Genomic DNA, 24,052 nt, shown 5'->3' with positions numbered 1-24,052 from the left:
AATCATCAAAATATGCCGAAAAATCGCCAATCAAACAAAAGAAAAACCATCAGAGTAAAAGTTGCCCCAAAAAGAGTTCAGAAAAGAAAATGATTTTGGAAGGAGTTTTATTCGGACAAGAAATCAAGATTCCTTCTTAGTCCTGAAAACTTAGTTCTCTTAACCGCTGACTTTTTGAAAACCGAGGAAAATATTTCCTGGGTGATGTCCTTCCAATCTTGTTTTGTAAAATTTTTGATCTCAGAATTCGCTCGGAATTTCTCTTCCAAAGTTGGTGCAGAAAATCTGTTCCACGGACAGACATCCTGGCAAATATCGCAGCCAAACATCCAGTCTTCCATCTTATCCTTGAAAAAATCGGGGATCTGATCCTTCAACTCTATAGTGGCGTAGGAAATGCATTTACTGCCGTCGATTATTTTATCAGAAACAATGGCCTGAGTCGGACAGGCATCAATACATTTGGTGCAGCTTCCGCAATGATCGGTTACTTCAAAATCCTCAATCAAATCCAGATCGCAAATAATCTCTGCGAGGAAATAAAATGAACCGTTTTTCTTAGTGATTAAATTAGAATTCTTCCCAACCCAACCTATTCCGGATTTCTTTGCCCAGGCTTTTTCCAATACCGGTGCTGAATCTACAAAAACCCGAAAAGCAAACTCCCCTATTTCCTCCTGAAGTTCAGCAACCAAAGTTCTCAGTTTATTTTTGATCACATCGTGGTAATCTTCGCCGTAAGCGTATTTTGCCAATTTGAAATCGGAATTATTTTGAATCTCTTCCGGGAAATAATTATAACTAAGTGAAATCACAGATTTTGAACCTTCTACCAACAGTCTTGGATCCAATCTTTTATCAAAATGATTTTCCATATAACGCATTTCACCGTGGAAATTTTTATTGAGCCATTGCTCCAGTCGGGGCGCTTCTTCCTCCAAAAAACCGGCTTTCGAAATACCGCAGGATTGAAACCCGCAAGCCAAAGCTTTGGATTTGATTAATTGACTGTATTTCTCTTTAACATTCATTTTTACGGTACAAAATTAATGTTTTAAATTTTGATATTTTTATCTGAAAGTATTCAATATTTTAAAGATTTAAATTGTAATTTTGTTAGCATTAAAATGTAAAAAATAAAATATTATGGCAATAGAAGATGTATTAAGAGCAGGAAATTACCACTTGATTGATGTGCGTGAACCACTAGAACTTGAGATGGACGGACATATAGAAGAAGCTCAAAATATCCCATTGGGAGAAATAGAAGACAGAAAACAGGAAATTACGAATCTGAATGGAACAAAAATTTTCTTTTGCAGATCAGGGAACAGATCAGGGAAAGCGACAGAATATTTTAAGTCAGAAGGAATGACAGATGTTTATAACGGTGGCGGATATGTAGATCTGAAAGAAGTTTTGGATAATCTGTAAACACAAACTAGCAATAAAATAAAAACGTCCCGAAGAAAATTTCTTCAGGACGTTTTTTAGTTTTTACCTCTTGATAAGAGCCATAATACCAAAGCGACTATACCAACTACGACGATGATTCCCCACCACATACCGGCTTTGAAAATTGTTTCGACAGCCTCACAGCTTGTCAACATTCCTGCTAAAAAAAACAATGGAATGAAATTCATATATTTTTTCATAGTAATAAAATTTGTTATTGAAGTTCAAATGCTGCGCCAAAACGTAAAATACATTTATAAAGGCGTATTTTTATAAATTTCATAAAGAGGTTTCCTTCACAAAAAAGCCACCTTATCTGGTGGCTTTCTTATGCTTTAGAAACAGCTTTTTCCTGAGATTTTCTGGCTTGTCTTTTTTCAAATTTCTTAACGACATATCCAATGATAAAAGGTGCAGCGTAAGTCAAAACGGTTCTAATTAATCGTGGGTTCATAATTTTAAATTTTCAACAAAATTGCAAGAAGTGCGCCAAGTTTAATGATCAGTCACATAATTTTGACAAGCGTCTTTCAGACTTTTATAGATTCTTTGTTTCAGTTTTCTTGGTACCAGAACGGTGATAAACTCCCCCATTCCAAGAATCATTCGTTCCAGTTCAAAATTAAGCTGAACACAGATCTTGAAAGTCGTTCCCGTTTCATCTTCCTCCATAATCTCCTGAGAATGATGAAAAGGTTTGGTTTTCACGTAAGGCGCATGTTTTGAAATCACTTTGAAAATTACATTCTGCGGACGCTGTGATTCAGAAACAGTAACACCAATCACTTCTCCGAAATAACGATCAGAATTGAAATCCTTATCAATAAATTCAATCTTCTCCTCCACCGAAATTTCTTCTATTCTATCCAGAGCAAGCGTCATAATACTAGCTTTATGAAAACAAATCAGAAACCATCGGTTGTTATATTCCTTCAGCAATTGCGGATGAACAGTATATTGATTGGATTCTCTCGCTTTGAAACTTTTATATTTGATATTCAAAACCTTTTTATTTAGAATACTTTCGTAAAGCGTATCGATATGTTCCAGACCTTTCAAACGTTCATTCTTATCAAGATGAATAATGGATTTCTGATTCGTCGATTGTATCGAATCTTCTAATTTCTGGATCACACCATTCATATCCTTGAACATAGAAAAATCCTTGAATTGCTTCAGAATCTGCACCGCATTATTCATCGCTTTCAGATCATTTTCATTCACTGAAATCTGATGAATGCTGTAATCCGGGTCGCTGTATCGGTAAAATCTTCTTTCATAAACTTCAATTGGCGCTTCATAACCAAATTTTTCACTTCGCATATTCTGAAGATCAAGCTGAACAGTTCGCTTGCTGACAAAAGATTCTTTCCCTTCAAATTCAAACAACGCCTCGGAACACTCTTCCATCAGATCTTCCAAAGTATATTTTTTGTATTTGTTCTTCAGACATTTGTCCAAAGTTTTGTAACGGATAAGAGCGTTTTTGTTGGATGACATAACTAAATAAGCTTGAATTAAGGAAAAATTCCCCTCCCTCGGAGGGGCGACTAAAATTCGCAGAATTTTTGACGGGGTGGTAAAACACTCTATTCTATTTCCTCTTCAAAGCCTCCCCTTCAAACAAAATCCCATCCCAACCAAACTCAATAAAATTCCTGATATTCTGATGATCATCACCCTCAGGATTCTTCAAAACATCAGTTCTGTAAAAGTCACCAAACAAAGCCAAAGTCTCCTCTTTTGAAAGCGCATTCAATTTTGCAAAACTGAAAACCTTGCAGGAACCATTATTCTGACCGGCTTCATTGACTGTATTTCCGTTCGTAAATTTTGCCGGTGTAAAATCATAATGCGTATCTATAAAAGCAATAACATCATTAAATTGAATTTCTCCCGCTGATTTTTCTAATTGTTCGAATAACATAATTTTAAATTTTCTCAAAAATAACCAAAATAATTTGACCTGCGCAAAAACATTGCGCACTTACGCAATTACTTTGCATCATCAAATGAACAAAACAATGACTACAATTACAGGAAACGAATTGATCGCGCTAGGATTCGCACCAAAGAAATGGTTTGCAGAAGCCTTGGAACACATCAATGAAAATCAATTGAACGAAACAGAAATGTTGGATTATCTCGAACAATTCCGTTTACCAGATCCAATTCCTTTGAAAGAAAACCCAACAGATTTCATCATCAATATCAAAGCGGAAAATGACAGCGAAACAGACAACGTGGAAAAAGTCATCAACACGATGAAGGTCTTAATGAAAACCCCAACCCTGATCAGCGGTGCCATTATGCCGGACGCTTGCCCTACAGGGCCCGAAGGTCACATCCCGGTAGGCGGTGTGGTGGTAGCGAAAAACGCCATCCATCCGGGATTTCATTCCGCAGACATCTGCTGTTCCGTGATGTTGACCGATTTTGGAAAGGCAGATCCGAAAACGGTTTTGGACACCGCCCATTCCATCACGCACTTCGGTTACGGCGGTAGAGACCGAGGTTCGCAAATGCCAATTTCGCAGGAATTGATGGATGCCTTCCGTGAAAATTTCTTTTTGAATGATGAGCGCTTAATAAGCATCGCCCGTTCGCATATGGGAACGCAGGGCGACGGTAATCACTTTTTGTTCGTCGGGATTTCCAAAAATACGGGAAACACAATGTTGGTCACGCACCACGGTTCCAGAGCGCCAGGCGCAATGTTGTACGACAAAGGGATGAAGGTCGCCAACCGTTTCCGAATGGAAATTTCGCCGGAAACCTTGAAGGAAAATGCGTGGATTCCCTACGAAACCGAGGAAGGAAAATCCTATTGGGAAGCTTTGCAACTCATCAGAGATTGGACGAAGGAAAACCACGAATCCATTCACAATGCCGTTTTAGAAAAACTCAACATCGAAAAGCAAGATCGATATTGGAACGAACATAATTTTGTATTCAGAGACGGTGATCTATTCTACCACGCAAAGGGCGCAACGCCACTGGACGACAAATTTTTGCCCGACATCACAGGCCCGAGGTTGATTCCTCTGAATATGGCAGAACCTGTGTTGATTGTCTCCGGAACCACCAACGGCAGAAATCTGGGTTTTGCGCCACACGGTGCGGGTAGAAATTTCAGCAGAACGCAACACAAAAAATCCCTGGCCCACAAAACCATCGACGAAGTGTTTGCCGAAGAAACGCAAGGTCTCGACATCCGTTTCTTCTCCAACGACATCGACATCTCCGAACTCCCAAGCGCCTACAAAAGCGCGAAAAACGTAAGAGCGCAAATTGAGGAATACGGTCTTTGCGAAGTGCTGGACGAAGTGATGCCTTACGGTTGTATTATGGCAGGCGATGTGGGGAGGAATGCGCCTTGGAAGAGGAAGAAGAAAGGGTTTGTGAAGAGGTAATATTCTTTGACCGTCTGCCTTCTAAGCAGACGGTCATTATCTTAAACTCATTTTAAATGATTAAATTTAAAAACTATGAAAACTAAAATAATAGAAAAATTAAAAGCTCTCGAAAAAGAGAAAAACATAGAAATACTTCTGGCGATAGAATCCGGAAGTCGCTCCTGGGGATTTGCGTCTCCGGACAGCGATTACGACATACGATTCATTTACAAACATCCCATAGATTGGTATCTTTCGCCTTGGGAAAAGAAAGACACGATAGAATTTATGACGGAAGATGATTTGGACGGTTCCGGTTGGGATTTAAAGAAAGCTTTTCATTTACTTAATAAATCGAATGTTCCAAATTTGGAACATTTGTATTCTCATATATTTTATGTGAAAAACGAAAAGTTTTTAGAATTGATGAAACCTTTGGCTGAACAAGCATTTTCGCCCGTTGCAGTGGTTTTTCATTATTTGAGTATGAGCAAAAAATATTTGGAAGCCTGCAACAAAGCTGAAGTGAAACTGAAAGATTACTTCTATTGTCTGCGAACGACTTTAGCCTCAAAATGGGTGGTTGAAAAGGGAACTTTTCCGCCACTTATCTTCCACGAAATGTTGGATTTGTTACCAGAAAATATCTTAACTAAAGTTCAATTTTTATTAAATGTAAAATCTGAAAACGGTGAGAAATACTACCATTCTCAAGATTGGGAACTTTTCGACTATCTTAAATCAGAAATAGAAAATCTTTCAGAAAAAGCAAAAACTTTGAGAGCAGGAAATTTTGAAAAATCAGAAGCTGAAAAAGTATTTGTAGAATTATTAAAATCGTAACAATGTTAACCATAGAATTCTTAAAACAAAACAACCTCATTCTTTTCGAAGCCATTTCCGGAAGTCGTTCTTTAGGATTGGCGACGGAAAACTCGGATACGGACATAAAAGGTGTTTTTTATCTGCCCAAAGATCTATTTTTTGGTTTAGATTATATTCCGCAGGTTTCCAATGAGAGCAATGATATTGTTTATTACGAAATCGGAAGATTTACCGAACTTTTGCTGAAAAACAATCCCAATATTTTAGAAATTCTGGCAACTCTGGAAGATTGTATTTTGCATAAAAATCCTTTGATGGAAAGTTTTCGTCAGGAAGATTTTTTATCAAAATCATGCAAAGAAACTTTTGGTGGATATGCTTCAACGCAAATCCAGAAAGCGAGAGGACTCAACAAAAAAATTGTAAATCCAGTCGAAAAACAGCGAAAAGGTATTCTTGATTTCTGTGTTATTCTGGAAGATTCGGCTTCCATTCCTGTAAAAGATTGGTTAAAAAAAAAGAACTTCTCACAAGATAAATGTGGATTAGTAAAAATGCCAAATTCAAAAGGAATTTTCGCATTGTTTTATGATAAAAATGGTGGTAAAAAATACAGCGGCATTTTCAAAAATGAAGATTCTAATGAAGTCAGTTTATCTTCTGTTCCTAAAAATGAAAAGCCGGAAGCATATCTGTTTTTCAATCAAGATGCCTATTCTACTTACTGTAAAAGTTATAAGGAATATTGGGATTGGGTAGAAAAAAGAAATGAGGACCGATACAATACCAATCAAAAGCACGGCAAAAATTACGACAGCAAAAATATGATGCATACAATTAGACTTTTGCAGTCAGCTGTTAATATTTTCAAGAATAATAAGATTGAAATCCGTGTTAAAAATCGGGATGAACTTTTGAGCATCAAAGCAGGAAATTGGAATTATGATGACTTACTTTTATTAGCTGACCAATTAATTGAAGAATTGAATTTATTAGCGAAAAGTTCTACTTTACCAGATTTTCCAAATAAAAGAAAAGTCGAAAAAACACTAATCGAAATCAGAAACCAACTTTACAAATAACACTATCAAAATCGATAGTGTTATTTGTATTCAATGAAAAAGTAAAAATAACAAATCATAGTTACCAATGTAATTATCCATAGCTTTGAGTTGTCTTTAATTTGGAATATCAATTATATAAAAATGAAGAAATCAATCCCGATAGTTTTATTAACTTTTGCATCACAAGTCACTTTTGCACAATTATCTACGGATAGTATAAAAGCGATTATCAAACAGGAAGTTGCCAACAAAAGAAGCAAAAGCATTGTTGTTGGAATTATTGATAAAAACGGAAGACAAATCTATTCGGAAGGAGTTTTGAGTGATAAAAATCCCGTTTTGCCAGATGGAAATACAGTTTACGAAATCGGTTCCATCACAAAGGTTTTCACCTCTCTCCTATTGGCGGATATGAGTTTGAAGCACAAAGTCAATCTAAATGACCCAATCTCAAAATATCTTCCTAAAAATGTAAAGACCCCGACAAGAAACGGAAAAGAAATTACCTTATCCAATCTATCTACGCATCGGTCAGCTTTCCCACGTTTTCCTTATAATGTTGACCCGAAAAATCTGGACCAGCCTTATGCAGATTACAGTGTGAAGCAATTATATGAATACGTTTCTGATTTCAAACCAAGTTTTGACATCGATTCAAAATGGCAATATTCTAATGTGGCTTACGGTGTGTTAGGCGAAATTCTGACTTCGGTTTCTCATCAAAAGAATTACGAAACCTTTGTAGAAGATGTCATTTGCAAACCGTTACAGATGAAAAGTACAGTGATTACCTTCACACCTGAAATCAAAAAAAGAGCAGCAATTGGACACTCGGAATATGGAGAACCTGTAGATTTTATCGATTTGGGAGCGATTGAAGCCGGCGGCGGTTTCCGTTCCACAGCCAATGATATGCTGACTTTTGCGGCGGCTAATTTGGGATTTTTCAAGTCTGATATTTATCCTGCAATGGAATTGACGCATTTGCAGCAAGCCAAAAAGGATGGCAACAGAGTTTATGTCACACTTGGCTGGAGTTTATATAACGACGATGGGAAAAATATTATTTTCAAAGATGGCGGAATGCCTGGCTACAGAACGTTTTTAGGGATTGATAAGAAGAATGGATTCGCAGTTGTTGTTTTGTCCAATTCCAATAATGGTGTTACGGATATCGGCAATCACATTATTGATTCGAGTTCCAGGATAACACCTTACAAGTATCCTTGGAAATTACTGGACACATTACGAACAACTATTAATCAATCTGGCGTAGATGAAGGAATTAACCTTTATAAAAAGTTGAAAATTTCGAAAGAACCGGATTTATATTTCAATGAAAATCAACTCAATTATCTCGGTCACGAATTAAGAAAAGCCAACAAGCTAAATGACGCAATTAAAATTTTCGAACTAAATGTTTCCGAATATCCAGATTCCACATTACCTTACGAAAATCTTGGAGAAATTTATAAAAGAAATAACAACAAGAAAAAAGCAATCGAATGTTTCAGAAAAGCTCAGCAATTGGAACCAGAAAATCCCCGCTGGAAATTTCTATTAGATAAACTTATAAAGTAAAACCATTATCCGTCTTAAAAAGATGGATAATTTTTTTGTCATTTTTAAAAGATTAAAAATAATCAAAATATTTGGCCAATACCAAAGAAACCAGCCAAGACTGAGAACATAAGTAAAAAACATTTGCCTATAACCCCCGCTAGCGCAAACATCCCGCTCGCACTTCAAAACAACCAAAAAACCCCAGCTCCCAAGCCGGGGTTTTCCCATTCCCGTATTCAACACAAAGCACCATCCACAAAATAATTTATCCCATAATTCCTCAAATTCAAAATAATTTTTATATTTGAATCAATAATTCAAAAACACAAATATTATGTCAAGCACCTCAGAAGTAGGGCACGCTAAAAACGTAGCCAACCTACAAAAACTCACAGAACAGGTAACCGCTTACACTCTTTACAATCCGCCTGTTCCCAATATCTCGGTCGCAAGTCTTCAAACACTCCACAACACCGCAAAAGCAAAATTGGCAGAAGTGGAAGACGCACGAACCGCCAACAAAAACGCTATTGCCCTGCGCCAGGTCGCATTCGAAAACCTGAAACCAACCTGCACCAGAATCATCAATCTGTTAGATATCATGGGATTACCCGAGGGGACAATAGATCAGGCAAAATCCCTAAACAGATCCATCCAGGGCGCAAAAAAGAAACCTACAACACCTGCAGAAAATCCCGACAACGGACAACCATCAGCCAGCAACCAGATTTCCACTTCCCGCCAATCCTACACCCAGCAGGCAGAAAATTTCGGGATTCTATTGCAGTTGCTCGCCACCGTTCCTGGCTACAAACCCAACGAAGAAGATCTGAAGTTAAACAATCTCAACACCTACCACGAGTCGTTGGTCAGCACCACCCAACCCGTAGACCAGACCGAGGCAGAGCTTAACGTCAGACTAATAGAAAGAAATCAGATTCTATACACAGAAGGCAGTGGACTCTACACTATCGCTCAAAACGTCAAAAAATATGTCAAAACAATCTATGGAGCAAGCTCGACAGAATATGCCAATGTATCATCAATCAAGTTTACCGAACCCAAATAATATACAGACAGATCAGTAGTATATTGCACTGTTTAATTTTTCTAATGCCACATCCTGTCAGAATATTCTGATGGGATGTTTTTATATTATATCCTCCCAAAAAGATATTCTATCATCCACAAACAATATTCTTGCTTCCGGAATCTATATTCTTGCATGCGGAAGTTATATTCTCGTATCCGGAAATTATATTTTTGCATCCGGAAGTTATATTCTTACATCCGGAAATGATATTCTTACATCCGGAAATGATATTCTTACATCCTGAAATGATATTCTTGCATCCGGAAACTATATTCTTCCATTAACAATACTCCGTAGGAGTAATATGTTTGTAGAAACCACAGCTGAATAAATTAGCGTGCCGTAGGTACGCCACAAACTGTCATCCTGAGGCTCTCGAAGGACCACTCCAATATTCCCCACAAAAAAATCCCCCGAAAACTCGGGGGATTCAATATGTATAAGAACTGATCTTATGCTTCGTTCAAAGGTTTGTGTTCTCCTGGCTGGTCTTTACCTTCAGGGTTCACTTGACTTTCCGGTCTCGGTTTAGGAGCCGGTCTTTCTGGTCTTGGCAACAATACTTTTCTGGAAAGTTTCATTTTTTTACGGTCATCATAACCCATAAATTTCACCTCAACCTGATCACCTTCGTTGTAAGGCACTTTATCAAGACGCGCCCACTCGATTTCAGAGATGTGAAGAAGACCTTCAGTTCCCTTAGCAATCGCTACAAACGCTCCGAAGTCCATTACTTTCACCACTCTACCTTGGTAGATTTCACCTACAGTCGGTACAAAAGTAATTTCGTTGATCTTCGCGATAGCCTCGTTGATTTTCTCTCTGCTAACACCGGAAATCTCGATTCTTCCGATCTCTCCAACTTCTTCGATAGCGATAACCGTATCCGTATCTTTCTGCATCTGCTGAATAATTTTTCCACCAGGTCCGATTACAGCACCAATGAAATCTTTAGAGATCTCTAGCATTACCATTTTCGGAGCGTGAGGTTTCACGTCTTCTCTTGGTGCAGAGATGGTTTCGTTTAATTTATCAAGAATATGCAATCTTCCGTCTCTAGCCTGTAGAAGGGCTTTTTCCATAATATCCATAGACAATCCCTGGATTTTGATATCCATCTGGCAAGCCGTAATTCCGTCTGCTGTTCCGGTTACTTTGAAGTCCATATCTCCCAGGTGATCTTCATCACCCAAGATATCAGAAAGCACTGTGAATTTCCCTGATTTTACATCAGTTACCAATCCCATTGCGATTCCGGAAACTGGTTTCTTGATCTGAACACCTGCATCCATCAATGCTAAAGTTCCTGCACAAACAGTTGCCATAGAAGATGAACCGTTGGATTCCAAGATATCAGAAACGATACGGATGGTGTAAGGATTTTCTTCCGGGATCATATTCGCCAAAGCTCTCTGAGCCAGGTTTCCGTGACCAACTTCTCTTCTTGAAGTTCCTCTCAAAGGACGAGCTTCACCAGTTGAGAATGGCGGGAAGTTATAGTGTAGGAAGAATCTCTCGTCATAGTTGATCATCACGCTGTCAACCATATTCGCATCTTTCACTGAACCAAGAGTTACTGCTGTCAAAGATTGAGTTTCCCCTCTTGTAAAGATAGCAGAACCGTGTGCTCCTGGCAAATAATCGATCTCACTCCAGATCGGACGGATGGTTTGAGGATCACGACCATCAAGACGAATCTTATCATTCAAGATCATCTGACGCATCGCTTCTTTCTCAACATCGTGGTAATATACTTTTACGAAAGGTGTTACTCTTTCCAATTCTTCAGCATTATCAACATATTGAGCCAAGAACTCTTCACGCACCGCTTTGAATTTATCGCTTCTTTCTTCTTTGCTGGAAGGAGATTTCGCTACTTCATAGACTTTATCGTAAGTTTCTTTCCAAACTTTTTCACGGATTGCTTCGTCGTGATTCTCGTGGCTGTATTCTCTTTTCGGGAATGATTTACCAACTTTTTCAGCCAATCTTTCCTGAGCTTCAACTTGTTTTTTGATCTCAACGTGAGCGAATTGGATAGCCTCAAGCATTTCTGCTTCAGAGATTTCCTTCATCTCTCCTTCTACCATGACGATAGAATCTTTCGTTGCACCAACCATAATATCAAGGTCAGCGATCTTAAGGTCTTCTAATTTTGGATTAACAGAAAGTTTCCCGTCAATTCTTACAACTCTCACCTCAGACATTGGTCCGTTGAAAGGAATATCTGTGATCGCAATTGCTGCAGATGCTGCAAAACCTGCAAGATCATCTGGAATCGATTGTCCATCGTAAGAGATCAATGAAATCATCACCTGTACTTCCGCGTGGAAATCCTCTGGGAATAATGGTCTTAGAACTCTGTCCACCAAACGCATTGTCAAGATCTCCTGATCGGATGGTCTCGCCTCTCTTCTGAAAAAGTTACCGGGAATTTTTCCACCTGCGTAGAATTTTTCTCTGTAATCTACTGTCAATGGCAAGAAATCTACGCCATCTTTTGCTTCTTTGCTGGCTACAACAGTTGCTAAAAGCATTGTTCCACCCATTTTTACTACTACAGATCCATCAGCCTGTTTTGCCAATTTCCCTGTTTCAATTGTGATCTCTCTGCCGTCTGCAAGAATGACCGTTTCTGTAATTGCTTGAGGTATACTCATAAAATGTTTTGTGTTGCACTCCGTATTGAGTGCTTTAATTAATTATATTTCGTCTAAAAATGTGGTGCAAATTTAAGCTATTTATTTGAATATAATTAATAGGTATTGGAAACAAGAAGACCAAAGTGAATATTTAAAAGAAAACTCGCAGATCAAACTAATTTTGCAGATATTTTTAATATTAAATCTGCTTAATCTGCCAAATCAGCGAGATAAATATTCTATTTTCTTGTAATTCTCAGTAAAAGAATGATTACAAGAATAACCGAAAACAAAAATCCTAAAACCGCAACCAAAGACATCTCGCCAATTCTCGGTCCGGATTCTAAAACAAAAACAATTGCCGTTGCAATGATATTCGCACCTAAAACCATCGCCAAAATCAGATTAATAATACTCGATTTGATAAGTTGATTGGTCTTCTCAATATTTTTGATTTCACTGGAAATGGTGAATTTATTATCATCCAATTTCTGCAGAACAGAACGCAACTCTTTCGGAATTTCATCCACATTATCTGTGAAATTCATCATTTTGTCCATTCCACTTTTGAAAAGTTTTTTTGGACTGATTTTTCTCGTCAAGATTTTCTTCGTGTAAGGATGCAGACTTTTTACAATATCCAAATCAGGATTGATGGTTCTCCCAACGCCTTCTATCAAACCAATCCCTTTAAATAAAAGGTAAAAATAATCCGGCATGTAAAGCTGATTGTCCTTCAGAACATCTTTCATTTTATTAATGATAATGTGCGGATCGATATTTTTCAATGACGTGCTGTGAACGAAATTCAGAACTTCTTCCACGTCATTTTCAAATCTCCTGTCATCTGGGATCTCGTAACTCACCGCCATCTTCTTTAATGACCTTACAATCTTATTAGAATTTTTCGCGACAAAAGCCACAATCAAACTTTCAAGAATCTCCTTATCATTTGGCTGAATTTTCCCGACTGCACCAAAATCAATAAAAACTACTCTCCCATCTTTCTTCACCAAGATATTCCCAGCGTGTGGATCCGCGTGAAAAAATCCGTAATCTAAAATCTGTGAAACGAATAGCCTCAAACCAACTTCCGAAATGACAACTGGATTGATATTATTATTAAGAAGTTCAGCTTTATCAGTAACCTTGATTCCATCAATAAACTCCATACAGAGGACATTATTATTGGAAAATTCGTCGTAGACAATTGGAACGTAGGTTTCCTTATTATTTTTGAAATTTAAAGCAAACTGTTTGATGTTATTCCGTTCATTTACCAAAGAAACCTCTTCCAACAAAGACTTTTCAAAAGTAGCAATGGCTTGTTTTAAATTTAATTTTGAAGCAATTTCAGAATATGTTGAAATTAATTTTACTAAATCTTTTATTAATAGCAAGTCATCCTCAATCACCCTCAGAACATCCGGTTTTTTGATCTTTAAAATCACTTCTTCTCCAGTGATCAAAGTTGCTCTGTAAACTTGCGCAATGGAAGCCGTTGCCAAAGGTTTGGAAACAATTTCAGAGAAATGTTCTTTGACCGAAATATTGAATTCATTTTCCAAGATTTCCTCAACATTCATATCGACAACCTCTACCCTATCCTGAAGTTTTTGCAATTCCTGAATCAACTCTGGCGGAAGCAGATCTTCCCGATTGCTGAACGTCTGCCCAAGCTTCACGAAGGTCGGACCCAATTCTTCCAAAACCAATCGAATCCTCTCGTAAACAGTTCCTTTGGAAATGATCTCATCAGAATTCACAGAATTTTCTTCTGGTTTTTTCCCTATTCTGGCAATCATATCTTTGAAGCCATACTTGCTGAGAACGGAGATCAATCTTGCAGAACGTTTAAGTTTTCGTTGTTGTTTATCGAACATAATTTATAAAATAAAGGAGCTACAAATTAACTCCAAAAATTATTCCTACTAATAAAAAAAAGTCTTCGAGAACCTCAGACTGACATTTGAAAGTATATCATTCCGCTTCGACTGACATTAAGATAGAACTTTAAAGTAAAAATCTTGCAGATTTTGCAAATCAAGCAGATCTAAAATTAGAATCTGTAAAATCATCACAATCTGCGAGCTTATTTTAAGATTTTAAAATTTAATTAAAATCTCTTTTTCTTAGGATCAAGAAAAGTTGGAAAGACCATCACATATTCTCCAAATTTCATATTGATTCTTTCTTCCAAATTCACCAATTCACTTTCCATAAACTGATCTCTCATATCGTCATTATCAAAAACCAAAAGCAAATTGGTGTTTTTCCCTTCACCCAACATATCAGACCGAACTTCAGAAAGAATATATTTTTCCACATCCAGAAGATTTTCTACCATCTGATGCAGATCACTTTCCACATAGATGTCCCATTCTTCAATTTTATTTTCGATTGTATGAAATGTAATACTTAGGATGCTCATTTTTAATATTTTTTTATGATTAATGTTGATAAATTCAGAATGCAAAAATCGTATTTTTTTTGTAAATTAGCCCGTTATAAAAAACAGAAAAACTTAAAGGGTCAGAATGTATTTTAATGTTCTGATTTACAATAAATTAAAAAATATTTATGCATAAGGAAGGAGAAAGGTTAATACCGATCAACATTGTTGACGAGATGAGAACCTCTTACATCGATTATTCGATGTCAGTAATCGTATCAAGAGCTTTGCCAGATGTGAGAGACGGACTGAAACCCGTTCACAGAAGAGTTCTTTACGGTATGTACGGTCTTAATGTCTTTTCTAACAGAAAACATTTGAAATCTGCGAGAATTGTTGGAGACGTTTTAGGTAAATATCACCCGCACGGAGACAGCTCGGTTTATGATGCAATGGTAAGAATGGCGCAACCTTGGAGTTTGCGTTATCAGATGGTTGACGGTCAGGGTAACTTCGGTTCTATGGACGGAGATCCACCTGCAGCAATGCGTTATACGGAAGCAAGACTTAAAAAAATATCTGATGAGATCCTTGCCGATCTTGATAAAGAAACTGTTGATTTCCAAAATAACTTTGATGACAGCTTAACAGAACCTACTGTTCTTCCTACAAGGATCCCAAGTCTTTTGGTGAACGGAGCTTCCGGAATTGCAGTTGGTATGGCGACAAATATGGCGCCTCACAACCTATCCGAAAGTATTGATGCGATCTGCGCTTACATTGATGATAAAGAAATTACCATCGATGAGCTGATGAAGCACATTATTGCGCCAGATTTCCCGACAGGTGGAATCATCTATGGTTATGATGGCGTTCGTGATGCTTTCCACACAGGAAGAGGCCGTATTGTTTTGAGAGCGAAAATCAACTTCGAAGAAATCGGGAACAGAAATGCGATCATTGTAACGGAAATTCCTTATCAGGTCAATAAAGCAGAGATGATCGCCAGAACTGCTGAATTGGTAAAAGACGACAAACTTCCAGGAATCTATGAGATCCGTGATGAGTCCGACAGAAATGGTATGCGTATCGTTTACGAACTTAAGAACGACGCGATTCCAAATGTTGTCTTAAATCTATTATATAAATATACTTCTCTACAAACTTCTTTTTCAGTTAACAATATCGCCTTGGTAAAAGGACGACCAGTACAACTGAACGTGAAAGATATGATCCTGCATTTTGTAGATCACCGTCACGAAGTGATTGTAAGAAGAACAAAATACGAACTGAGAAAAGCACAGGAAAGAGCGCACATTCTTGAAGGCTTTATGAAAGTGATCGGCACTCAGGATTCTCTTGACCGAGCGATTGCCATCATCCGTCACAGTGCAAATCCTGCAGCAGCGAAAGAAGGCTTGATTGAAGAATTTGAACTTTCTGACCTTCAGGCTCAGGCCATTCTGGATCTTCGTTTGGCTCGTCTGACGGGAATGGAATTGGACAAGATCCGTGCTGAGTACGAAGAGATCATGGCCTTAATAAAAGACTTGGAAGACATTTTAACCAATGAGCCAAGACGTTATGAGATCATCAAAGAAGAACTTCAGGAGATCAAAGAAAAATACGGCGACGAAAGACGTTCAGAGATCGATTATACTGGTGGAGAATTCTCTATCGAAGATATGATCCCGGATGAGAAAGTTGTTTTGACCATCTCTCACGCTGGTTACATCAAAAGAACACTTCTTTCAGAATACAAGGTACAATCCAGAGGTGGTGTTGGAAACAGAGCGGCGACGACTAGAGATGAGGATTTCTTGGAATATATCGTTACAGCCACCAACCACGAATATCTATTATTCTTCACAGAAAAAGGAAAATGTTTCTGGCTAAGGGTCTTCGAAGTTCCGGAAGGTTCTAAAACAGCGAAAGGAAGAGCGGTTCAGAATTTAATTAATATTGAACAGGACGATAAGATCAAGGCTTACATCAGAACCAAAGACCTTAAGAATCAGGAATATATCAACCAAATGAATGTTGTGATGATCACCAAGAACGGGACCATCAAGAAAACATCTCTGGAAGCTTACTCCAGACCAAGAACAAATGGTGTAAATGCCATCGAGATCCGTGATAATGATGCTCTATTAGGTGCAAGATTGACGGACGGAAATTCTCAAATTATGATCGCTACCAAAAATGGAAAATGTATCCGTTTCCCTGAAGAAAAAGCGAGAGCTGTCGGAAGAGGATCAATCGGTGTAAGAGGAATTTCGCTTGAAGAGAAGGATGAAGTTATCGGAATGATTGTTGTTAATGATTTGGAAAATGATACAGTTTTGGTTGTCTCAGAGAGAGGTTATGGAAAAAGAACGGCCGTTGAAGATTACAGAATCACAAACAGAGGAGGAAAAGGTGTTATCACTCTTAATATCACCGAGAAAACTGGAAACCTTATCGCTATTCAAAGTGTGACAGACGAAGATGGATTGATGATCATCAACAAGTCCGGGGTTGCGATTAGAATGAATATGAACGAAATGCGCGTGATGGGTAGAAATACACAAGGCGTGAAAGTCATTAATCTGAAAACCAAGGATGAAATTGCAGCTATTGCAAAAGTAGAAATGGATAGTGAAGTTGTTGAAGAAGAGGACGGAGAAGCTGCAGAAAATGACAGCAACAATCCAGAATTCAAATTGAAACCACAAACCGGGAACAATCAGATCAACATTGGCGATGAGGAAGAATTGAAGAAAATAGAAGATGAAGAAGCGTCTGATAATGCGGATAGCGCCGACGAAATCGAGGATAACGAATAAAAAAAATTAAAAAGTTTGATATGAAAAGATTAATTTTAAGTTTAGCAGTTTTGTCTGTAGCATTGGTTAGTGCGCAGAAAAAAGAAATCGCTAACGCTGTAAAAGCAGTTGATTCAGGTGATCTTGCAACTGCCAATTCAGAAATATCAAAAGCAGAAGGTATTTTTGGAGATAAAACTTATTTATTGGAACCTTCTGTTCTTGAGCAGTATTATTATGCAAAAGGCTTTTCATTACTTAAAGCCGGAAAGAATACAGAAGGCGCAGAATATCTTGCTAAAATTGCAAATCTTGGTAAAGAAAAAATCTACACAGGAAAAGATGCAGAAAAAAACAAAGTTTATTTTGTAGGGAAAGATGCTGCTGATAAATTAGGTGCCGGATTATCTTTGAAAGAAGATAAATTCTCACCTTCTTTGGGAGATAAATTAAGAGAATCTATTAATCCTCTTTTACAAAAAGCAAGCAAAACTGCAACTACAAATTACAGCGAAAAGAAATTTGATGCAGCTGGAGAGAAATTTGCAGAAACTTATTATCTTTTCAAAGCAGCAGGACAAGATGATAAAAATTATCTTTATTATGCCGGTGTTGCTTACGCTCAAACTACTGAGAATAAACCTAAAGCCATTGAGATTTTACAATCGTTGATCAAAGATGGTTATACAGGTGTGGAAACTATTTACACTGCAAAAAATAAAGCCGGAGAAAAAGAAACGCTTGATAAAGCAGCTTTTGATCTTTACAAGAAAACACCAGACGGTGCTGGCTATACAGATTTCAAAACTGAAACTACAGCAAGCAAACAGGAAGAATTATATGATATAACTGCATCATTATTATTTGATCAAAAGAGATATGATGAGGCAGGAAAACTTGCAGAAGAAGGTTTGAAAAAGTTCCCTAACAATAAATCTCTTGCTCAGACTCAGAGTAATTCTTACTTCAAATCTGGTAAAACAGACGAGTTCGTCAATAATCTGAAAGCTAAAATTGCTAAAAATCCTGCAGATAAAGAAAGTCTTTACAATCTTGGTGTAATGCTAGGTAAAGACCCAACTAAAAATGCTGAGGCTGAAGCAACCTTCAAAAAATTGATCGAAATTGATCCTAAATATCCTGATGCGCTTAACAATCTTGTTTTTGCAATTATTGGAGAAGATGAAGCTGCAATCAATGAATACAGAGACCTGAAAAAAGCTGGCAAAATAGATGCCGCCAACAAAGTTCTTGAACAAAGAAGAGCAAGATTCCAAAAAGCTTTACCTTATGCAGAGCAAATGTATCAGGCAAATCCTACCAATAAAGAGATCGTAAGTCTCCTGAAAGGAATGTATCAAACAACACAAAATACTGCGAAGTATAATGAATTCAAAGCAAAAGAAACTGCCTTGAAATAATATCAGGAAGCCTTCGGGCTTCTTTTTTTTGCATTTTTTTGGAGCAAACTAAAAATGTATATTTGTGAATCATTTTTCAAAAAACTTATAAAAATCTACATATGAAATTTTTTATTGACACAGCTAATTTAGCTCAGATCAAAGAAGCACAAGATCTTGGAATTTTGGATGGCGTTACAACCAATCCTTCGCTTATGGCAAAAGAAGGAATCTCCGGAAAAGAAGCGATCAACAAACATTATGTTGACATCTGCAACATCTCTGACGGTGATGTTTCTGCGGAAGTTCTTTCTACAACCTACGAAGAAATGATCAAAGAAGGTGATGAATTAGCGGCACTTCACGAGAGAATTGTGGTAAAAATCCCAATGATCAAAGACGGTATCAAGGCTTTAAAATATTTTTCTGACAAAGGCATCAAAACCAATTGTACATTAATTTTCTCTGCAGGACAAGCACTTTTGGCAGCAAAAGCTGGTGCAAATTATGTTTCTCCTTTCTTAGGAAGATTGGATGACATTTCTGTTGATGGTCTTAATTTGATTGAAGAAATCAGATTGATTTTTGATAATTATCACTACGAAACAGAGATTCTTGCTGCGTCTATCAGAAGTCCAATGCATATCATCAATTGTGCGAAGATTGGAGCAGATGTCATCACTTCACCTCTTCCATCGATCCTTAATCTATTGAATCATCCTTTGACAGATTCCGGATTGGCTCAGTTTGTTGCAGATTCTAAGAAATTAGGATAAGAAATTTGAGTTTAATATCAAACATAAAAAAACCGTTTCATTTTATTATGAGACGGTTTCTAATTTTATACCAATGTTTATACTAGTTAAGGGAAAAAATGTTTCCTTGAGAAGGTAAAGATTCAGAATTATAATAATTGCACTGATGATAAATGCTAAAACTTTGAGCCACATTTTATTCGCAAACTCTCCCATTTTCGCTTTACTATTGGTAAACATTACCAATGGAACCACAGCAAAACTTAATTGCATCGATAAAACCACCTGACTGAAAACCAACAATTCCGCCGTTCCTTTTTCGCCATATAAAATAGAAATAATTAAGGCTGGGATAATTGCGATGGTTCTTGTGATTAATCTTCTCACCCACGGTTTTAATCTTATATTAAGGAAACCTTCCATTACAATCTGTCCGGCCAAAGTTCCTGTCAAAGTAGAATTTTGTCCTGAAGCCAACAGAGCAATTCCAAAGAAGATACTTGCCAAAGTCGTTCCCAGAAGCGGTGTCAACAACATATAGGCATCATTGATATCAGCCACATCCTTATTCTCGGAGGTGTGAAAAGTAGCTGCTGCAATAATTAAAATCGCTGCATTGATGACGAAAGCTAACATCAGAGAAAGACTGCTGTCTATACTCGCAAACTTCAAAGCTTCTTTTTTACCTTCTGTTGTTCTTGGGTAATTTCTGGTCTGGACGATACTGCTGTGCAGATAGAGATTGTGAGGCATGACTGTTGCTCCCAAAATTCCAATTGCAATATAGAGCATTGATGGATTTGTAATGATTTCTTTCTTCGGAATCAAGCCTTCCAGCAGCGGAAAAATATCCGGTTTGCTAAGGAAAATTTCATAAAAGAAAGCAATGAAAATGATTAAAATTAACCCCCCAACAATACTTTCTATATATCGGAATCCTTTTGCCTGAAGGAATAATATGAGAAAAACATCTATAATTGTAATGACAACGCCCCAACTGAGTGGAATTCCGAATAATAAATTAAGTGCAATGGCTGATCCGATGACTTCCGCCAGATCACAGGCTGCAATGGCTATTTCGCAAAAAATCCAAAGCACAAAATTTATGGCCGGATGAAAGTGATCTTTGCACGCCTGCGCCAAATCCCGTTCTGCCACAACGCCTAATTTTACAGAAAGATGCTGCAAAAGAATCGCGAACAGATTTGAAATTAAAATGACCGAAAGTAAAGTATATCCGAACTGCGCTCCACCAGCAATATCTGTCGCCCAGTTTCCGGGATCCATATAACCTACGGCTACAAGAAGACCCGGACCCATATAGGCCAGCAATTTCTTTTTGAAACTCCCATCTTTGGGAATATTGACGCTGGCGAAAACCTCGTGAAGAGAATTGGAAGTTTTTTCTTTTCTCCAGCCTGTATTATGATTTGATTGATTCAATGATTCTCATTGTTAGATTAGACTAACAAAAATAGTTATACTATTCTTAACTCGCAAGTTAACAACAAAAAAACCGCCAATCGCTTGGCAGTTTTTACTTATTTGATGTAATCTTATTTTGTAAACCTAACGGAAGTTTTTCTGTCAGACTCTCTTTCTTTGTCAGTCGCTTCAGCCGGAACTTTTGCAAATTTAGATCCGTAGCCTTCAGCTTCTACAACCTGTGCAGTTTGAAGTGCAGATTTAATTGCTGATGCTCTGTCTCCTGATAATTTTAAGTTTGTAGCTGCATCACCTTTATTATCTGTGTAAGCACCAATTTTAATTTTAGCATCCGGAAATTCTGTCAGGATCGCTTTTAGATTATCCAACTGAACTTGAGATTCAGGAGTTAATTTTGTAGTTCCGAATTCGAAATTCAGATTATCAAAATTGAACCATTTGTCTTTAAGTTGCGCTTCTGTTGAATTTTTATATTCATCAGATTTAAGGAAAGTAACCATTTGATCTTCGATTCCACCTTTGTAAGCTTGTAAAGTTTTACCACTTGGCAAGGTCACAACCATTGTTTCTCTTGTTGTAACAACCGAATCCCCAGCCGGAGTGGTAGAATCTGAAACCACAGCCGTAGAATCTACAGTTGCAACTGGTACCGCTTCCACTTTTTTATCACATTGTTTCCAGAAGAACCAACCTAAAAGTAACAATAAAAGCAATGGCAACAACCACTTCCAAATACTTCCACCACCAGAATTATCAGAAACAATTTCGTGTGTAGTTCCACTTCTCGTAACGTCAACTTTAGGAGTTTCTGTTACAACAGGTTTTGGTGATTCTGTTACGATTGGATTTTCTGTAAGTGGTGTTACAGGATTTACATCTGCAATAGGCGCTTGTAAAGGTTCCGGAACTACATTCACAGGTTCTGCATCTACTGATCCAAACCAATTTCCTAAACCTAATGCTGCAAAACTAAATCCGGCAGGTAATAATGTAGACAAGATTCCTTTTTGATCACTTAATAAGTTTTTGAAGGACGATTCATCAAGATTATTATCAACTGCATATTTTCCTAAAGTTCCCGCCGTTGCGCCGGTTACAATATTTAATAATGAATTGGTAGATTCGGTTTTGATGCCTGCATAAGATGAAACTGAGTTTGTAATCGCCGCAAGCTTATCACCATCTCCAAAAATTAAACTTAAAATCTTTGAAATCACAGAATCAGATCCATTAAGATTTCCTAACAGATTTGATAAAACACCTGAAGAAGCTGCTTCTTTCACGGTGTTGAAAAGTTCAGATTGCGCGTTGCTGTTGGCAAAACCACCAACTATGGCTGGTAACAGAGCAGAAATTGCTTTTGAAATTCCTGACTCACTTTCTCCAAGTTGAGTTGCGGTTTGGGAAACGGTTGCTGGTCCCAGTTGACCTTTGATCAGGTCGATTAGATTAGTTGACATAATAGTTTATTTTTTAATGTTTGATGTTTTGTAATGTTACCAAATATTAATCCACAAATTTTCATTGTGAATAATTTTAGTAAAACTTTAACTATTTATGATTTAACCTTTATATTTTACAATATTCCATTAAAATAAAAATACCGTCCAGTTTATGACCAGACGGTTTTGGATTTTTCTCGAGAATTATTTATTAATAAGCTTTCGCAAACACCACTCTTTGCTTGGAAGGTTTCCCGGAAATTAATGAAACACCATCTTCCAATTCGTTATTCAGAGGAATACATCTGATAGTGGCTTTCGTCTCCTGTTTAATCTGCTCTTCTTCCTCAGCCGTGCCGTCCCAATGTGCTAAGATGAAACCACCTTTATCGTTAAGAACAGTTTTGAATTCTTCGTAAGAATCAACTTTCGTGATATTTTCTTCTTTGAATTTCAAGGCTTTGTTATAAATATCGCTTTGAATCGTTTTCAATAATTCCTCAATATAAACATCAAGACCTTCTATAGAGACAGTTTCTTTCGTCAGGTTATCTCTTCTTGCCAATTCAACGGTTTTGTTTTCAAGATCTCTCTGCCCAAGCGCGATTCTCAACGGAACACCTTTCAACTCATATTCAGCGAATTTCCAGCCCGGTTTGTTCTGCGTGTCATTATCAAATTTAACTGAGATTCCTTTCGCTCTCAATTTATTTTGAATTTCCAAAGCTATTTCACTGATTTCTGCCAATTGCTCTTCACCTTTAAAAATCGGAACGATTACAACCTGAATAGGCGCCAAAGATGGAGGTAAAACCAAACCAAGATCATCTGAGTGTGTCATAATTAAGGCTCCCATTAATCTTGTAGAAGTTCCCCAAGATGATGCCCAAGGATATTCCTGTTTCCCTTCTTTGTTGGTAAATTTCACATCAAAAGCTTTTGGAAAACTTTGTCCAAGGAAATGGGAAGTTCCGGCTTGCAGCGCTTTTCCATCCTGCATCAAAGCTTCGATACAATAAGTTTCGTCTGCTCCTGCAAATCTTTCAGAAGGTGTCTTAATACCTCTGAAAACCGGGATTGCCATAAAGTCTTCAGCAAATTTCGCATAAACCTCAAGCATTTTTTCAGTTTCTTCTACAGCTTCATCTTTTGTAGCGTGAGCTGTATGTCCTTCCTGCCAAAGAAATTCTGCAGTTCTAAGGAACAATCTGGTTCTCATTTCCCAACGTACAACATTCGCCCATTGATTAATCAAAATCGGCAAATCTCTATACGATTGGATCCAGTTTTTATAAGTACTCCAGATAATTGCTTCGGAAGTAGGTCGTACAATTAATTCTTCTTCCAGTTTAGCATCAGGATCAACAATTAATTTTGCTGGATTATTTGGATCAGTTTTTAATCTGTAGTGAGTAACCACAGCACATTCTTTGGCAAAACCTTCTGCATTTTTTTCTTCAGCTTCGAATAAGCTTTTGGGAACGAAGAGCGGGAAATAAGCATTTTGATGTCCGGTTTCTTTGAATTTTTTGTCCATTTCGTCACGCATTTTTTCCCAGATTGCATAACCATAAGGTTTGATCACCATACATCCTCTAACACTGGAATTCTCTGCCAGATCTGCTTTAACAACCAATTCATTATACCATTTGCTGTAATCTTCTGCTCTTGATGTTAACTTTGCCATATTTTTTTAAACTATTTTTTAACTTTTTTAACTTTTCGTAATCTAAATAAAAAGCCTAATTTTACACTACTTTGTAAATAATTACTGGT

21 protein-coding genes are annotated in these 24,052 nt (G+C 37.4%); 9 read left to right on the top strand and 12 right to left on the bottom strand.

The genetic code is table 11. From position 1 onward, the window contains the following. Positions 1-107: 107 nt before the first annotated feature. Positions 108-1,031: a tRNA epoxyqueuosine(34) reductase QueG gene (queG, locus tag OPU68_RS04720; RefSeq protein WP_498472850.1), complete on the bottom strand. Its 924-nt coding sequence runs from the start codon at positions 1,029-1,031 to the stop codon at positions 108-110. A gap of 115 nt (positions 1,032-1,146) precedes the next feature. Between queG and OPU68_RS04715 the strand changes: the two genes are divergently transcribed. Beyond that, a complete protein-coding gene (locus OPU68_RS04715; protein ID WP_498472849.1) occupies positions 1,147-1,434 on the top strand; it encodes a rhodanese-like domain-containing protein in 288 nt (95 codons plus the stop codon). A 56-nt stretch (positions 1,435-1,490) separates the two neighbouring features. On the opposite strand, the gene OPU68_RS04710 is transcribed toward OPU68_RS04715, so the two are convergent. From OPU68_RS04710 to OPU68_RS04695, 4 genes are all read right to left on the bottom strand, one after another. Beyond that, the gene (locus tag OPU68_RS04710) at positions 1,491-1,643 is read right to left on the bottom strand and encodes a phosphatidate cytidylyltransferase (protein ID WP_498472848.1); all 153 of its coding nucleotides are present in this window, start codon (positions 1,641-1,643) and stop codon (positions 1,491-1,493) included. A gap of 140 nt (positions 1,644-1,783) precedes the next feature. Next, positions 1,784-1,909 carry a hypothetical protein gene (locus tag OPU68_RS04705; protein ID WP_498472847.1) on the bottom strand — a complete coding sequence of 42 codons (126 nt, stop codon included), beginning with the start codon at positions 1,907-1,909 and terminating at the stop codon, positions 1,784-1,786. Positions 1,910-1,950: 41 nt separating this feature from the next. Beyond that, the gene (locus OPU68_RS04700) at positions 1,951-2,955 is read right to left on the bottom strand and encodes a helix-turn-helix transcriptional regulator (protein ID WP_498472846.1); all 1,005 of its coding nucleotides are present in this window, start codon (positions 2,953-2,955) and stop codon (positions 1,951-1,953) included. 94 nt (positions 2,956-3,049) lie between these two features. After that, entirely contained in the window at positions 3,050-3,382 is a 333-nt protein-coding gene (locus OPU68_RS04695; protein ID WP_498472845.1) for a HopJ type III effector protein, read from the bottom strand. 97 nt (positions 3,383-3,479) lie between these two features. On the opposite strand from OPU68_RS04695, the gene OPU68_RS04690 reads away from it, so the two are divergent. The 5 genes from OPU68_RS04690 (at position 3,480) to OPU68_RS04670 (ending at position 9,371) form a co-directional block, all read left to right on the top strand. Beyond that, a complete protein-coding gene (locus OPU68_RS04690; RefSeq protein ID WP_498472844.1) occupies positions 3,480-4,868 on the top strand; it encodes an RtcB family protein in 1,389 nt (462 codons plus the stop codon). A 75-nt stretch (positions 4,869-4,943) separates the two neighbouring features. Next, positions 4,944-5,693 (top strand): nucleotidyltransferase domain-containing protein, encoded by a 750-nt coding sequence (locus tag OPU68_RS04685; protein ID WP_498472843.1) that lies wholly within the window; start codon positions 4,944-4,946, stop codon positions 5,691-5,693. Between the two features lie 2 nt (positions 5,694-5,695). Further along, entirely contained in the window at positions 5,696-6,757 is a 1,062-nt protein-coding gene (locus tag OPU68_RS04680; RefSeq protein WP_498472842.1) for a nucleotidyltransferase domain-containing protein, read from the top strand. Positions 6,758-6,880: 123 nt separating this feature from the next. After that, a complete protein-coding gene (locus OPU68_RS04675) occupies positions 6,881-8,320 on the top strand; it encodes a serine hydrolase (RefSeq protein ID WP_498472841.1) in 1,440 nt (479 codons plus the stop codon). Between the two features lie 316 nt (positions 8,321-8,636). Further along, positions 8,637-9,371, top strand: coding sequence for a hypothetical protein (locus OPU68_RS04670; RefSeq protein WP_498472840.1), 735 nt, complete (start codon positions 8,637-8,639; stop codon positions 9,369-9,371). A 112-nt stretch (positions 9,372-9,483) separates the two neighbouring features. Here the strand turns inward: OPU68_RS04670 and OPU68_RS04665 are convergent, their stop codons facing one another. From OPU68_RS04665 to OPU68_RS04650, 4 genes are all read right to left on the bottom strand, one after another. Then, positions 9,484-9,621, bottom strand: a complete 138-nt coding sequence (locus tag OPU68_RS04665) for a hypothetical protein (protein WP_498473183.1) — start codon at positions 9,619-9,621, stop codon at positions 9,484-9,486. A gap of 226 nt (positions 9,622-9,847) precedes the next feature. Beyond that, positions 9,848-12,055 carry a polyribonucleotide nucleotidyltransferase gene (locus OPU68_RS04660; RefSeq protein ID WP_498472839.1) on the bottom strand — a complete coding sequence of 736 codons (2,208 nt, stop codon included), beginning with the start codon at positions 12,053-12,055 and terminating at the stop codon, positions 9,848-9,850. A 221-nt stretch (positions 12,056-12,276) separates the two neighbouring features. Next, on the bottom strand, positions 12,277-13,920 hold the full coding sequence (locus OPU68_RS04655) for an ABC1 kinase family protein (protein ID WP_498472838.1): 1,644 nt from the start codon (positions 13,918-13,920) through the stop codon (positions 12,277-12,279). Positions 13,921-14,153: 233 nt separating this feature from the next. Beyond that, positions 14,154-14,468 (bottom strand): DUF4286 family protein, encoded by a 315-nt coding sequence (locus OPU68_RS04650; RefSeq protein WP_498472837.1) that lies wholly within the window; start codon positions 14,466-14,468, stop codon positions 14,154-14,156. A 149-nt stretch (positions 14,469-14,617) separates the two neighbouring features. Between OPU68_RS04650 and gyrA the strand changes: the two genes are divergently transcribed. From gyrA to fsa, 3 genes are all read left to right on the top strand, one after another. Continuing rightward, positions 14,618-17,254: a DNA gyrase subunit A gene (gene gyrA / locus OPU68_RS04645; RefSeq protein ID WP_498472836.1), complete on the top strand. Its 2,637-nt coding sequence runs from the start codon at positions 14,618-14,620 to the stop codon at positions 17,252-17,254. A 20-nt stretch (positions 17,255-17,274) separates the two neighbouring features. Then, complete coding sequence (locus OPU68_RS04640; protein ID WP_498472835.1) at positions 17,275-18,654, top strand: hypothetical protein; 1,380 nt, start codon at positions 17,275-17,277, stop codon at positions 18,652-18,654. A 101-nt stretch (positions 18,655-18,755) separates the two neighbouring features. Next, positions 18,756-19,409 carry a fructose-6-phosphate aldolase gene (gene fsa, locus OPU68_RS04635; RefSeq protein ID WP_498472834.1) on the top strand — a complete coding sequence of 218 codons (654 nt, stop codon included), beginning with the start codon at positions 18,756-18,758 and terminating at the stop codon, positions 19,407-19,409. A gap of 45 nt (positions 19,410-19,454) precedes the next feature. Here the strand turns inward: fsa and OPU68_RS04630 are convergent, their stop codons facing one another. From OPU68_RS04630 to proS, 3 genes are all read right to left on the bottom strand, one after another. After that, positions 19,455-20,831 carry an Nramp family divalent metal transporter gene (locus tag OPU68_RS04630; RefSeq protein ID WP_498472833.1) on the bottom strand — a complete coding sequence of 459 codons (1,377 nt, stop codon included), beginning with the start codon at positions 20,829-20,831 and terminating at the stop codon, positions 19,455-19,457. Positions 20,832-20,944: 113 nt separating this feature from the next. Beyond that, on the bottom strand, positions 20,945-22,294 hold the full coding sequence (locus OPU68_RS04625; protein WP_498472832.1) for a DUF937 domain-containing protein: 1,350 nt from the start codon (positions 22,292-22,294) through the stop codon (positions 20,945-20,947). A 193-nt stretch (positions 22,295-22,487) separates the two neighbouring features. Next, positions 22,488-23,963, bottom strand: a complete 1,476-nt coding sequence (gene proS / locus OPU68_RS04620; RefSeq protein WP_498472831.1) for a proline--tRNA ligase — start codon at positions 23,961-23,963, stop codon at positions 22,488-22,490. Positions 23,964-24,052: the final 89 nt, after the last annotated feature.

Source organism: Chryseobacterium sp. TB1-D10 (assembly GCF_059803555.1).
The sequence above is the reverse complement of the archived record's forward strand: the minus strand, read 5'-3'. Positions and strand labels throughout refer to the sequence as shown.

Bases quoted from the DNA above. Each gene is read 5' to 3' on its own strand.
- OPU68_RS04675 (WP_498472841.1), top strand. From the start codon at position 6,881: ATGAAGAAATCAATCCCGATAGTTTTATTAACTTTTGCATCACAAGTC.
- OPU68_RS04700 (WP_498472846.1), bottom strand. From the start codon at position 2,955: ATGTCATCCAACAAAAACGCTCTTATCCGTTACAAAACTTTGGACAAA.
- OPU68_RS04705 (WP_498472847.1), bottom strand. From the start codon at position 1,909: ATGAACCCACGATTAATTAGAACCGTTTTGACTTACGCTGCACCTTTT.
- OPU68_RS04650 (WP_498472837.1), bottom strand. From the start codon at position 14,468: ATGAGCATCCTAAGTATTACATTTCATACAATCGAAAATAAAATTGAA.
- queG (WP_498472850.1), bottom strand. From the start codon at position 1,031: ATGAATGTTAAAGAGAAATACAGTCAATTAATCAAATCCAAAGCTTTG.
- OPU68_RS04690 (WP_498472844.1), top strand. From the start codon at position 3,480: ATGACTACAATTACAGGAAACGAATTGATCGCGCTAGGATTCGCACCA.
- OPU68_RS04660 (WP_498472839.1), bottom strand. From the start codon at position 12,055: ATGAGTATACCTCAAGCAATTACAGAAACGGTCATTCTTGCAGACGGC.
- OPU68_RS04695 (WP_498472845.1), bottom strand. From the start codon at position 3,382: ATGTTATTCGAACAATTAGAAAAATCAGCGGGAGAAATTCAATTTAAT.
- OPU68_RS04670 (WP_498472840.1), top strand. From the start codon at position 8,637: ATGTCAAGCACCTCAGAAGTAGGGCACGCTAAAAACGTAGCCAACCTA.
- OPU68_RS04625 (WP_498472832.1), bottom strand. From the start codon at position 22,294: ATGTCAACTAATCTAATCGACCTGATCAAAGGTCAACTGGGACCAGCA.
- proS (WP_498472831.1), bottom strand. From the start codon at position 23,963: ATGGCAAAGTTAACATCAAGAGCAGAAGATTACAGCAAATGGTATAAT.
- OPU68_RS04655 (WP_498472838.1), bottom strand. From the start codon at position 13,920: ATGTTCGATAAACAACAACGAAAACTTAAACGTTCTGCAAGATTGATC.
- OPU68_RS04680 (WP_498472842.1), top strand. From the start codon at position 5,696: ATGTTAACCATAGAATTCTTAAAACAAAACAACCTCATTCTTTTCGAA.
- gyrA (WP_498472836.1), top strand. From the start codon at position 14,618: ATGCATAAGGAAGGAGAAAGGTTAATACCGATCAACATTGTTGACGAG.
- OPU68_RS04715 (WP_498472849.1), top strand. From the start codon at position 1,147: ATGGCAATAGAAGATGTATTAAGAGCAGGAAATTACCACTTGATTGAT.
- OPU68_RS04685 (WP_498472843.1), top strand. From the start codon at position 4,944: ATGAAAACTAAAATAATAGAAAAATTAAAAGCTCTCGAAAAAGAGAAA.
- fsa (WP_498472834.1), top strand. From the start codon at position 18,756: ATGAAATTTTTTATTGACACAGCTAATTTAGCTCAGATCAAAGAAGCA.
- OPU68_RS04710 (WP_498472848.1), bottom strand. From the start codon at position 1,643: ATGAATTTCATTCCATTGTTTTTTTTAGCAGGAATGTTGACAAGCTGT.
- OPU68_RS04640 (WP_498472835.1), top strand. From the start codon at position 17,275: ATGAAAAGATTAATTTTAAGTTTAGCAGTTTTGTCTGTAGCATTGGTT.